This is a genomic window from Pseudomonas syringae (assembly GCF_002157375.1).
Lineage (GTDB): Bacteria > Pseudomonadota > Gammaproteobacteria > Pseudomonadales > Pseudomonadaceae > Aquipseudomonas > Aquipseudomonas syringae_T.
Map to the genome: position 1 here is coordinate 138,956 of NZ_MTSA01000016.1, position 12,566 is coordinate 151,521.

At 60.6% G+C, this 12,566-nt stretch carries 11 protein-coding genes; 7 read left to right on the forward strand and 4 right to left on the reverse strand.

Going from position 1 to position 12,566, the window contains the following annotated elements:
• Positions 1 to 8 precede the first annotated feature (8 nt).
• Positions 9 to 1,094, reverse strand: coding sequence for a tRNA (uridine(54)-C5)-methyltransferase TrmA (gene trmA, locus BW686_RS20340; RefSeq protein ID WP_084919289.1), 1,086 nt, complete (start codon positions 1,092 to 1,094; stop codon positions 9 to 11).
• Positions 1,091 to 2,386, reverse strand: a complete 1,296-nt coding sequence (locus tag BW686_RS20345; protein ID WP_084919290.1) for an NCS2 family permease — start codon at positions 2,384 to 2,386, stop codon at positions 1,091 to 1,093. Before BW686_RS20345 ends, trmA begins: the two co-directional genes overlap by 4 nt.
• A 265-nt stretch (positions 2,387 to 2,651) precedes the next feature.
• On the opposite strand from BW686_RS20345, the gene BW686_RS20350 reads away from it, so the two are divergent.
• From BW686_RS20350 to BW686_RS20375, 6 genes are all read left to right on the forward strand, one after another.
• Positions 2,652 to 3,182 (forward strand): (2Fe-2S)-binding protein, encoded by a 531-nt coding sequence (locus tag BW686_RS20350; RefSeq protein WP_084919291.1) that lies wholly within the window; start codon positions 2,652 to 2,654, stop codon positions 3,180 to 3,182.
• A complete protein-coding gene (locus BW686_RS20355) occupies positions 3,179 to 4,168 on the forward strand; it encodes an FAD binding domain-containing protein (RefSeq protein ID WP_084919292.1) in 990 nt (329 codons plus the stop codon). The genes BW686_RS20350 and BW686_RS20355 overlap by 4 nt, the downstream gene beginning before the upstream one ends.
• A complete protein-coding gene (locus tag BW686_RS20360) occupies positions 4,165 to 6,366 on the forward strand; it encodes a xanthine dehydrogenase family protein molybdopterin-binding subunit (protein ID WP_084919293.1) in 2,202 nt (733 codons plus the stop codon). Before BW686_RS20355 ends, BW686_RS20360 begins: the two co-directional genes overlap by 4 nt.
• Positions 6,367 to 6,740: 374 nt before the next feature.
• Positions 6,741 to 8,180 (forward strand): cytochrome ubiquinol oxidase subunit I, encoded by a 1,440-nt coding sequence (locus BW686_RS20365; protein WP_084919294.1) that lies wholly within the window; start codon positions 6,741 to 6,743, stop codon positions 8,178 to 8,180.
• A gap of 3 nt (positions 8,181 to 8,183) precedes the next feature.
• Entirely contained in the window at positions 8,184 to 9,191 is a 1,008-nt protein-coding gene (gene cydB / locus BW686_RS20370; RefSeq protein WP_084919295.1) for a cytochrome d ubiquinol oxidase subunit II, read from the forward strand.
• 21 nt (positions 9,192 to 9,212) lie between these two features.
• A complete protein-coding gene (locus tag BW686_RS20375) occupies positions 9,213 to 9,380 on the forward strand; it encodes a DUF2474 domain-containing protein (RefSeq protein ID WP_084919296.1) in 168 nt (55 codons plus the stop codon).
• Positions 9,381 to 9,456: 76 nt separating this feature from the next.
• On the opposite strand, the gene BW686_RS20380 is transcribed toward BW686_RS20375, so the two are convergent.
• Together BW686_RS20380 and BW686_RS20385 are read right to left on the reverse strand one after the other, a co-directional pair.
• Complete coding sequence (locus tag BW686_RS20380; protein ID WP_084919297.1) at positions 9,457 to 10,581, reverse strand: methyltransferase; 1,125 nt, start codon at positions 10,579 to 10,581, stop codon at positions 9,457 to 9,459.
• A gap of 102 nt (positions 10,582 to 10,683) precedes the next feature.
• A complete protein-coding gene (locus BW686_RS20385; protein WP_084919298.1) occupies positions 10,684 to 10,944 on the reverse strand; it encodes a response regulator transcription factor in 261 nt (86 codons plus the stop codon).
• 336 nt (positions 10,945 to 11,280) lie between these two features.
• Here BW686_RS20385 and BW686_RS20390 point away from each other — a divergent pair, with 336 nt between their 5' ends.
• Positions 11,281 to 12,057, forward strand: a complete 777-nt coding sequence (locus BW686_RS20390; protein ID WP_084919299.1) for a ferredoxin--NADP reductase — start codon at positions 11,281 to 11,283, stop codon at positions 12,055 to 12,057.
• Positions 12,058 to 12,566: the final 509 nt, after the last annotated feature.

Here is a 12,566-nt window from a genome sequence, read left to right on the forward strand (position 1 = left end):
GCGGAGCCTCAACGCCGAACCAGCAACACCCCCGATTCCATATGGTGGGTATACGGAAACTGGTCGAACAGGGCGCAGCGTTCAACCCGGTGGGTGTCGTGCAATTGAGCGATGTTGGCGGCCAGGGTTTCCGGGTTGCAGGAGATGTACAGGATGCGCTCGAAGCGGCGGGTCAGTTCGCAGGTGTCCGGGTCCATGCCGGCGCGGGGCGGGTCGACGAAGACGCTGCCGAAATCGTAGCTTTTCAGGTCCACGCCCTGCAGGCGGCGGAACGGGCGCACCTCGTTCAGCGCCTCGGTCAGTTCCTCGGCCGACAGGCGCACCAGCGTGACGTTGTCCACGCCGTTGTCATCCAAGTTGCTCAGTGCGGCATTGACCGAGGTCTTGCTGATTTCGGTCGCCAGCACTTTACGCACGCGGGTTGCCAGCGGCAGGGTGAAGTTGCCATTGCCACAATACAGCTCCAGCAGGTCGTCTTGCCGCTGGCCCAGTGCATCGAAGGCCCAGTTGAGCATCTTGCCGTTCACGGTGCCGTTGGGCTGAGTGAACGCGCCTTCCGGCTGGCGGTAACTGAATGTGCGGCCAGCCACATCGAGCTTTTCAGTGACGTAATCGTGGCCGATGATCAGTTTCTGACCTTTGGAGCGACCGATCAGGCTGACGTCCAGCTCTTTTGCCAGCGCCTCGGCTTCAGCCTTCCATTGATCGTCCAGCGGACGGTGGTAGCAAAGGGTGATCATCGCGTCGCCGGCCAGTGTGGTCAGGAAGTCCACCTGAAACAGCTTGTGGTTCAGTGTCGGGCTGGCTTCCCAGCGTTCGCGCAGCACCGGCATCAATGCATTGATGCGCTCGCTGGCAATCGGCAGGCCCTCCAGCAGGATTGGCGTCCGGTTATCGCCCGGTGCGAACATCGCGTAATAGCGCTTCTGGTCTTCACGCCACAGACGAAACTCGGCGCGCAGCCGGTAATGCTCGCGCGGCGAGTCGAAGACCTGCGGCTCGGGCGCGTCGAACGGCGCCAGCAGTTCACGCAGGCGGACGGTTTTTTCTTCGAGCTGACGGTCGTAGCTCGCAGGATCGAAGGGAACACTCATGCGTTGAACCAGCCCAGCTTGATCACGAACAGGATCGACAGGATCACCAGCGCCGAATTCAGCTCGCGCCAGCGTCCCGACAGCAGCTTGATCGCTGTCCAGGAAATGAAGCCAAAGGCGATGCCGTTGGCGATGGAATAGGTGAACGGCATCGCCAGCGCGGTGATGACCACCGGTGCGGCGACAGTGATGTCGTCCCAGTCGATCTCGGCCATACCGGAAGCCATCAGCACGGCCACGAACAGCAGGGCCGGAGCGGTCGCGAAGGCTGGCACGCTGCTGGCCAGCGGGGCGAAAAACAGGGCCAGCAGGAACAGTACCGCAACCACGACAGCTGTCAGACCGGTACGGCCACCGGCGCTGACGCCCGCAGCCGACTCGATGTAGCTGGTGGTGGTCGACGTACCCAGCAGGGAGCCGGCCATTGCTGCCGTACTGTCGGCGATCAGCGCACGGCCCATTTTCGGCATGTGCCCGTCCTTGCCCATCAGCCCGGCGCGCTTGGCGACGCCGATCAGGGTGCCGGAGTTGTCGAAGATGTCGACGAACAGGAACGCGAAGATAATGCTGACCAGACCGACATCCAGCGCGCCCATGATGTCCAGTTGCATGAAGGTCGGTGCCAGCGACGGTGGCATCGACATGACGCCGCCGAAGGGCGTGAAGCCCAGTGCGATGGACACCAGCGTGACCGCCAGAATGCCGATCAGCACAGCGCCGCGCACTTTAAGGTGGTCCAGCGCGACGATCAGAAAGAAGCCCAGCGTGGCGAGCACCGGAGCAGGCTGTTTCAAGTCGCCCATGCCGATCATGGTGGCCGGGTTGCTGACCACGATACCGGCATTGTGCAGGGCGATCAGCGCCAGAAACAGGCCGATACCGGCAGCAATCGCCGAGCGCAGGGGCAGGGGGATGCTGTTGATGATCCACTCGCGGATGCGGAAGATCGACAGGATGAAGAACATCACCGCTGAAATGAACACCGCCCCCAGCGCCACTTGCCAGCTATGGCCCATGTGCAGGACAACGGTGTAGGTAAAGAAGGCGTTCAGGCCCATGCCCGGTGCCAGGGCAATCGGGTAGTTGGCGATCAGGCCCATCACGGTCGAGCCGATGGCCGCTGCCAGACAGGTGGCAACGAACACGGCGCCTTTGTCCATGCCGGTCTCGCCGAGGATGCTCGGGTTGACGAACAGGATGTAAGCCATCGCCAGGAAAGTCGTGACGCCCGCAAGTATCTCGGTCCGCACGTTGGTGTTGTGTGCCTTGAGTTGAAACAGCCTTTCCAGCATGTCTGGCTCTCCGTGACGCGGCGCGCGTCGTGAATGATCGACTCCAACAGCCAGGCACAGTCTGCAGGGCAGGCCGTCTGATTTGTTGCGGGTCGGAAAAAGCCGCGCATCATACCAGCAGCGTGTCGGGATGGCTGCCTGTGGATGACGGCCTTTCGACGATAAACACGCTCGTCAATTAAGCCTGAACGTTGCAAACCTCACGAAGTCCCACCCTCAAGACGCATAAAAAGTGCGCTAAGCGAACGCCTACCGTGAGGTTTCCATGAGTGCAACGACCCCGAACCCGAAGGATTTCGCGACCCATGCGATTTCTCTGACCCTCAATGGGCAGCTCCGCCAGCTTGACGTGCTGCCCTGGACCACGCTGCTTGACCTGCTGCGAGATCAGCTCGACCTGGTCGGCACCAAGAAAGGCTGCGACCACGGCCAGTGCGGCGCTTGCACCGTGTTGCGTGATGGTACGCGCATCAATGCCTGTCTGACGCTGGCGATCATGTGTGACGGCGCTGAGCTGACCACGATCGAAGGTCTGGCCGACGGCGAACAGTTGCACCCGATGCAGCAAGCTTTCATCAAGAACGACGCGTTCCAGTGCGGTTATTGCACGCCAGGGCAGATCTGCTCGGCAGTCGGGCTGGCCAACGAAGGTCGCGCCAGAAGCCGAGCCGATATTCAGGAACTGATGAGCGGTAACCTGTGCCGCTGTGGTGCCTACAGCAATATCGTGGCCGCGGTCGAAGAAGCCCTGCCACAGTTTCACAACGCAGCGCCGAAGCAGGGGGTGAACTCATGAATCCGTTTACCTACAGCAAGCCGACCGACGTCAGCGCCGCCGTCAACCTGAGCGGTCCTGCCACGCGCTTTATTGCGGGCGGCACCAACCTGCTGGACCTGATGAAGGAAAACGTTACAAAGCCCGAGCATCTCATCGATATCACCGGCCTGCCATTGCGCGATGTCAGCGAGACGGCCACTGGCGGGCTGATGATCGGTGCGCTGGTCAGCAACGCCGATCTGGCTTATCACCCGCTGATCGAGCAGCGTTATCCGTTGCTGAGCAAAGCCGTGCTGGCAGGCGCTTCGCCACAACTGCGCAACATGGCCAGTACCGGCGGCAATCTGCTGCAGCGCACCCGTTGCTACTATTTTTACGACACCGGCGTGCCCTGCAACAAGCGCGAACCGGGCACCGGCTGCCCGGCCCGTGATGGCCTGAATCGCATCCACGCCATCCTGGGTGCCAGCGATGACTGTGTAGCCACGCACCCGTCCGACATGTGCGTGGCATTGGCCGCGCTTGAGGCTGTCGTGCATGTCGAAGGGCGCGCCGGAAAGCGGACCATCGAGTTTGCAGACTTCCACCGCCTGCCGGGTGATGCGCCGCAACGCGATAACCAGTTGGCTGACGACGAACTGATCACTGCCGTCGAATTGCCGGCGTCCGGCTTCGTCAGCCATAACGCTTACCTGAAAGTCCGTGATCGCCAGTCTTATGCGTTTGCGCTGGTCTCGGTCGCGGCTGCGCTCGACATCGATAACGGCGTGGTGCGTGACGTGCGTCTGGCCTTGGGAGGTGTTGCGCACAAGCCGTGGCGTGACAAGGCGGTCGAGAACCTGCTGATCGGCAAGCCGGTCACCCGCGAAAATCTCGCTGCCGTGGCCGATGCCATGCTGGAAGATGCACAACCGCTTGCGCACAACGGTTTCAAAGTCCGACTGGCCCGCCGCGCGATCATTCGTGCTCTGGATGATGCCGCAACAGGGAGGAGCGCCCGATGAATCAGCCATTTTCGCCCATGGGCAAACCCGTTGACCGCGTTGACGGTCGTCTGAAAGTCACCGGCGGCGCACGTTACGCCGGTGAGTACCCTGAAGAGGGCCTGCTGTATGGCAGCGTGATCTCCAGCACCATCGCCAGCGGCCGCGTTGTGAGCATCGATATCAGCGAAGCGGTGAAGGTGCCGGGCGTTGTTGCCGTACTGGATCACACCAATCGTCCTTCGCTGGCCAGTTACGACGAAAATTATGAGGATGCGGATTCGGCCGACGGCTCGCCGTTCCGCCCCCTGTACAACGACAAAGTGCTGTACAGCGGTCAGCCGCTGGCGCTGGTGGTGGCCGACACGCTGGAACTGGCGCGGCATGCAGGCTCGCTGGTGCGTATCGAATACGAACAGCAGCCTCACGAGACCGATCTGCAAGCCATGCTCGACAGTGCCTACGATGCGCCTGCCGAGTTGCCACCGCCACGTGGCAACTTCGAAGGCGAACTGGCCAGTTCTGCGCTGAGTGTCGATGTGACTTACAGCACGCCCAGCGAATACCACAACCCGATGGAGCCGCACGCGTCGACCGTTTTGTATCAGGCCGACGGTAGCTTGCAGATCCATGATAAGACGCAAGGCACGCAGAACTGTCAGGACTACCTGCACAAGGTCTTCGGCCTGGAAAAGGACAAGATCCGTGTGCTGGCGGCTTTTGTGGGCGGCGCCTTCGGTTCTGGCCTGCGTCCTCAATATCAACTGCCCCTGGCGGTAATGGCGGCGTTGCACCTGAAGCGCTCAGTGCGCCTGACCCTGACCCGTCAACAGATGTTCACCTTTGGTTATCGTCCGCGCACCGTTCAGCGTCTGCGTCTGGGCGCTGCTGCCAACGGTCGCTTGCTGGCCGTGGGGCACGAAGCCATCGGTCAAACCTCGCGTTTCGAGGATTTCAGCGAGCACGTCGTGGAGTGGAGCGGCATGCTCTACAAATGTGACAACGTGCAGCTGACGTACAAACTGGTGCCGCTGGACGTGTTCACGCCGCTGGACATGCGTGCGCCGGGTGCTGCGTTGGGCATGATCGGTCTGGAATGCGCCATGGACGAACTGGCCTGCGCACTGGCCATCGACCCGGTGCGCCTGCGCCTGACCAACTACGCCGAGCGCAACGGGAACGAAGACAAACCCTATTCCAGCAAGGAATTGCGTGAGTGCTACACCCAGGGTGCCGAGCGTTTTGGCTGGGCGCGTCGCAACCCTGAGCCGCGCAGCATGCGCCAAGGCCGCCAGTTGGTGGGTTGGGGCATGGCGGGCGGCGTGTGGGAAGCCATGCAGATGAAGGCCAGCGCCAAAGCGCGTCTCGACGCGGATGGCTCGCTGGTGGTCAGCAGCGCCACGACCGACATTGGCACCGGCACGTACACCGTCATGACACAGATCGCTGCTGAATCTTCGGGTATCGATGTGGAAAACGTCACCTTTCTGCTGGGCGATTCTTCGCTGCCGACTGCACCGTTGCAAGGCGGCTCGTTTACCGTGTCTTCAGTGGGCACAGCGGTGCAGCAAGCCTGTCAGGCGTTGCAGCGTCAGGTGCTGGAAGTGGCGAAAGGACTCCACCCGCAGTTTGCCGCGGTTACGCCGGATGAAGCTCGTTTTGAATCAGGCAATCTGTACCTGGGCGATCAGGTGCTGTCGATGGCGCAGCTGGCAGCTTCTCAGGCCAGTGGCGTGATCGAGGTCCAGGTGGACGCCGAGCCGGACAAGAAGCGTGAAGCCTATGCGGCGGCGACGCACTCGGCCGTGTTTGTCGAAGTGCTGGTCGACGAGGACCTGGGCACCGTGAAGGTCAGCCGTGTGGTCAGCGCCGTGGCGGCGGGCCGGGTGGTCAATCCGAAAATGGCACGCAGTCAGATTCTGGGGGGCGTTGTGTGGGGAATGGGCATGGCATTGCACGAAGAAGCTATGCTTGATCATGACTTGGGCCGTCCGATGAACCACAGCCTGGCCGAGTACCACATTCCGGTGAACGCGGATATCGGTGACATTGATGTGCTGTTTGTCGAAGAACACGATGAAATCGTCAACGCGCTGGGTTCCAAAGGCGTCGGCGAGATCGGCATCGTGGGTGTTCCGGCAGCAATAGCCAATGCCATCTACCACGCAACGGGTAAGCGGATACGCGAGTTTCCGATTACGCTGGATAAGCTGCTGTAACAGGGGCGCCGCTCCCGTTGCGGACGATGAATCTCGTTACCACGCGCTGCGTGGTAATGCCCTTCGTGACGCTCTGCGTCACAGGATGCATGCCGACGCGAGCGTTGGTACAAGAATCAGCCGTATGCCCATGCACAGCTGGTGAGACAACCCGCCACGCGACAATAGACCACACGGCTTTGCAGGCTGAACAGGACTACTCTTTCATGGACGATTGATCTGCATCATTGCGTCAGTGCAAAAGATGAGCAATCGACCGGCGTTTTCTCCATCGATAACGCTGCATAAAAAGAAACACAGGCACTCATTACCGTGGGGGCAATCGCTGCTGGCCTGTTGCCAGCAGCAGGTTTCATCTGAGAGAGGAACACGTTATGTTCGGTTTAGAGGCTATCGATCTCGCCCGAATTCAGTTCGCATTCACCATCTCGTTTCACATCCTGTTCCCGGCCATCACCATTGGTCTGGCAAGTTATCTGGCTGTGCTCGAAGGTCTGTGGCTGAAGACCCGCGATGATGTCTACCGTGACCTGTACCACTTCTGGTCCAAGATATTTGCCGTCAACTTCGGCATGGGCGTGGTCTCCGGGCTGGTCATGGCCTATCAATTCGGCACCAACTGGAGCCGCTTCTCCGATTTTGCTGGCGCTGTGACCGGTCCGCTGCTGACCTACGAGGTGCTGACCGCGTTCTTCCTTGAAGCCGGCTTCCTCGGTGTGATGCTGTTTGGCTGGAACCGCGTGGGCCGTAACCTGCACTTCTTCTCCACGGTAATGGTTGCCATCGGCACGCTGATTTCGACGTTCTGGATTCTGTCGTCCAACAGCTGGATGCAGACCCCGCAAGGCTTCGAGATCATCGACGGTCGCGTGATCCCGACCGACTGGTTCGCGGTGGTTTTCAACCCGTCGTTCCCGTATCGCCTGACGCACATGGCGATTGCCGCCTTCGTGGCGACGGCGTTCTTTGTCGGCTCGTCGGCCGCTTGGCATCTGTTGCGCGGTCGCGACACACCGGCCGTGCGCAAGATGCTCTCGATGGCAATGTGGATGGCCCTGCTGGTCGCGCCGATTCAGGCAGTGGTCGGCGACTTCCACGGTCTGAACACGCTCAAGCATCAGCCCGCCAAAATCGCCGCCATCGAAGGTCACTGGGAAAACGTCGGCGACGAGCCGACCCCGCTGATCCTTTTCGGCATTCCTGACATGAAGGAAGAGCGCACCAAGTACGCGGTGGAAATTCCGTACCTGGGCAGCCTGATTCTGACGCACAGCCTCGACAAGCAGGTGCCGGCGCTCAAGGAATTCAAACCTGAGGACCGTCCCAATTCGCTGATCGTGTTCTGGTCGTTCCGGGTCATGGTCGCCCTCGGCATGCTGATGATCTTCACCGGTCTGTGGAGCCTCTGGCTGCGCAAACGCGGCACGCTGTATAACTCGCGTCCGTTCCTGTACCTGGCGCTGTGGATGGGGCCTTCTGGCTTGATCGCGATCCTGGCCGGCTGGTTCACCACCGAGATCGGTCGTCAGCCGTGGGTCGTGTACGGCCTGATGCGCACGGCCGATGCGTCGTCCGGCCACAGCGTGGCGCAGATGAGCATCACCCTGGTGCTGTTCGTGGTTGTGTATTTCGTGCTGTTCGGAACCGGGCTTGGCTACATGATGCGGCTGGTTCGCAAAGGGCCTAAAGCCTACGTCGAGCATGTGCCTCATGGCGGTCCCGGCCAGAAACGCACACCGGCCCGTCCGCTCTCCGCCGCTGTTGAAGGCGACGAAGATGGCGACAACTCTGACCGTCTCGGCAAGGGGAATTAAGCCATGGGTATCGATCTTCCGCTGATCTGGGCCGTTATCATCGTCTTCGGCATCATGATGTACGTGGTAATGGACGGCTTCGATCTGGGCATCGGGATTCTCTTCCCGTTCATGAAAGACAGTTCCGACCGCGACGTGATGATGAACACCGTCGCGCCGGTCTGGGACGGCAATGAAACCTGGCTGGTGCTGGGTGGCGCAGCGCTGTTCGGCGCGTTCCCGCTGGCCTATTCGGTGGTCTTGTCGGCGCTGTATCTGCCGCTGATGTTCATGCTCATGGGCTTGATCTTTCGTGGCGTGGCGTTCGAATTTCGCTTCAAGGCGACCGAGCTGAAGCGGCATTGGTGGGATAAGGCGTTCATCGGCGGTTCGCTGGCTGCGACCTTCTTCCAGGGCGTCGCATTGGGGGCGTTCATCGAGGGCATCCCCGTGGCTGATCGCCAGTTTGCGGGCGGCTCACTGGACTGGCTCGCGCCGTTCCCGATGTTCTGCGGGCTGGCCCTGATCGTTGCTTACGCGCTGCTGGGCTGCACCTGGCTGATCATGAAAACCGAAGGCCCGTTGCAGAAGGCGATGCATGACCTGGCGCGCCCTCTGGCGCTGGCAGTGCTGGCGGTCATGGCTGTCGTCAGCCTGTGGACACCGCTGGCCCACGCGGATATCGCGCATCGCTGGTTCAGCATGCCGAACCTGTTCTGGTTCATGCCGGTGCCGATTCTGGTGCTGGTGACGATGTACGGGCTGTTCAAGGCTGTGGCGCGCAATGCTCACTACACGCCGTTTCTGCTGACGCTGTTGTTGATTTTTCTGGGTTACAGCGGGCTGGGCATCAGCTTGTGGCCGAACATCATTCCGCCTTCGGTCTCGATCTGGGAGGCCGCCGCGCCGCCGCAGAGTCAGGGCTTCATGCTGGTCGGTACGCTGTTCATCATTCCGTTTATCCTGGGCTACACCTTCTGGAGCTACTACGTGTTCCGCGGCAAGGTGACGGCTGAAGACGGTTATCACTAGTCCGAACCGAGGAGAATGACGATGTCTGGTAAAAACCCTCCGCACGACCCGGATCCGGCACTGAGCAAGCCGCTCTGGCAGCGACTGGCCTGGCTGGTCGGGATCTGGGCAGGCAGCGTGTTTGCGCTGTTCATCGTCGCCAGCCTGATGCGCATGTTCATGAGCGCAGCGGGCCTGACGACTCACTGAATTCCCGTTCGTGTCTTTCAGGCACGTGTTGCGACCCTCTTGTCACTTTCCGTGGCAAGAGGGTCTTTTTTGCGCGCTACTTGCGGGCTTTCAGGATCACGAACTTTGGCGTGGAGGCGACCTGTTCGACGCCGCGGAACAGGCGTGACAGCTTGGTGTGATAACCCAGATGGCGGTTGCCGACGATGTACAGCGCGCCGCCTGTCACCAGCGCCGCGCGAGCCTGGAGGAACATGCGCCAGGCGAGGAAGTCACCCACCACCTGCTGCTGGTGGAACGGCGGATTGCACAGCACCACATCCAGTGAGTCGGGTTCCTGGCTGTCCAGCCCGTCTCCCGCGCGAATCACCGCGTCTCGCTCACCGAGGTGCGCCCGCCAGTTTTCAGCGGCCGATTGCACCGCCATGTACGACTCGTCCACCAGCGTGTACTGCGCCCCGGGGTTGTCCAGAGCGCTGGCAATGGCCAGTACGCCGTTGCCGCAGCCCAGGTCAGCAACGCGTGCTGTGCCCAGGTTTTTCGGCAGATGGGGCAATAAGGCCCGGGTGCCGATGTCCAGCCCGTCGCGGCAAAACACATTGGCATGGTTGAGCAGTTCGATGGCGGGTTCGTCCAGCCGGTAACGCGTCGGATAAGGCGAGGTCTGCACCTCTTTGGCCTGAGGTGTCACGAACAGCAGCCGGGCCTTTTTCACCGCCAGAGAGGCCTGCACCGGCCCCACGTAGTCTTCCAGCAAGTCACCGGCCGAGCGCGGCAAATGCTTGACCATCGCCGCTGCGATGACCCGCGCGCCGGGCGCCAGCTGGCCTTGCAGGCGTATCAGTTGCTCTTCCAGCAGCGCCAGTGTCTTGGGAATCCGGATGAGCACCCAGTCGAACGGACCGCTCAATGGCTCGCTGGCAGGTATCAACGGCACAGCGTCATAGGCCATGCCGTTGCGCGCCAGGTTCTTCTCCAGCCCTTGCGCCGCCAGATACGAGTCGGTGCTGCTGGAGACCGTCGCGTGGCGGGCCAGGCTCGCGGCCAGCGCGCCAAAGCTGTCGTTGAGCACCAACACACGGCTTTGAAGGCTCAATCCGGTTTCTGCAACGTGGCTGAGCAGGTATTCGTCAGCAGCGTCGAACGCCTGCAACGGCTCGTCCTGTTGCTCGGGTTGGCGAATGAGATCAAGTTCAGCGAAAGGACTGATGAGCAGGGGCATTGGCGGGAGAACTCTGTGCAATCGAAGGTATATCAGCGAGCCCGAAGACAGATGGGCTCGCTGATGCCGGAGATTTTACGTAGTTTTCCGCCAGATATCTGCCTATTGCTGCACGACTGCCGGCTTTAGTAAAAGTATCCCGCTCATGACGGCCCTGACGGCGGCAGCGGTTTTGTTGCAGACCCCCATTTTTTGAATGGCGCTGGCAATGTGGAAATGAATTGTGCGCTCCTTGAGGCAGAGAATGATTGCGATGTCGCCAGCTGTCTTGCCTTCTGCGGACCACTTGAGTACTTCAATCTCTCTGTATGTCAGGTTTTTGGCTGGCGAGGGCTGTGGGAAATTGACTTCCATGGTGATCATGTAGCCTCCTTGCAGTGTGTATCCAGACCTTGCTGTTCGTTTGTCCAGTCTAGGAACAAATCACCGGCAATCGGCAGGCTGCAAAGTCGCCCTGACGGATGGGCTGATGGCACTTGGCATTGCGCTGTGTGTCGTCAGGCTGCAACCCCTGAACAAGAGCGGTTCAGGTAATTTGCCCCGATGCCGTTCAGCCTGCATGGACGGACTTCAAGAACCAAATACTCTAAGCCAGCGGGGCGCCTTCCCGGTAAATCACCACAAACAGCCGGTGTTTATCGCGCCTGCTTTGCGGGACACTGGGTTCTGTTTCCCATCTTCAGGAGTTCAAAGCGCACCATGACCGTCAGTGATGACAAGTTCACCCGACAGACCCTGCAGCGCGTGACGCCGCTGACCGATAATCTGTTCACCTTGCGTGCTACACGTGATCCCGGTTTCCGCTTTCGCGCCGGGCAGTTTGCGCGGCTCGGCGTGACCAAGGATGACGGCACGGCCGTGTGGCGCGCGTACTCGATGGTTTCTTCTCCACACGACGAGTTTCTGGAGTTTTTCTCCATCGTGGTACCTGGTGGCGAGTTCACCAGCGAGTTGAATCGCCTGCGCGAGGGCGACAGCCTGATGGTGGAAAAACAGGCATTCGGGTACCTGACGCTGGATCGGTTTGTGGACGGTCGCGACCTTTGGCTGCTGTCGACGGGCACAGGCGTTGCTCCGTTTCTGTCGATCCTTCAGGATTTCGAGGTCTGGGAGAAGTTCGAGCGGGTAATCCTGGTGTATAGCGTTCGCGAATCCCGCGAGCTGGCTTATCAGCAACTGATCGCCGAATTGATGCAGCGAGACTACCTGGCTGAATACGCGCACAAGTTCCTGTTTCTACCGACCGTCACCCGCGAACAGCACCCTGGCGCGCTCAATGGCCGTATTACGCAGTTGATCGAAAACGGAGAGCTGGAGCGCGCCGCCGGCATCGAGCTGACCCCGGAACATTCCAGGGTGATGCTGTGCGGCAATCCGCAGATGATCGATGACACTCGGGCACTGCTCAAGCAACGCGATATGCGCCTGAGTCTTTCACGCAAGCCGGGGCAGGTGGCGGTGGAGACGTATTGGTAGCGGCTGTTACGGAAAAAGCGGCTACGGCAGATCAGACGCAACCGGGGTCCTCGATTTCAGGGCCGCTTCGCAGCCCATCGCAGCCGTCGTAACCTCCTGAAGCTCCCACGCCCTCCGGGCAGAAGCCCACAGTGTTGGGCTCAATACTCAATAATTGGGCTCAATACATGTGGGAGTGAGCTTGCTCGCGAACTGTCGGGAACCGGCAGCAAAGCCTGTGCATGCGGTAGATCAGGCACAGCCGAGGTGGTTTGTTTCAGGGCCGCTTCGCAGCCCATCGCAGCCGTCGTAACCTCCTGAAGCTCCCACGCCCTCCGGGCAGAAGCGCGCCGCGTTGGGCTCAATACTCAATAATTGTGCTCAACAAATGTGGGAGTGAGCTTGCTCGCGAACTGCCGGGAACCGGCAGCAAAGCCTGTGCATGCGGTAGATCAGGCACAGCCGAGGTGGTTTGTTTCAGGGCCGCTTCGCAGCCCATCGCAGCCGTCGTAACCTCCTGAAGCTCCCAC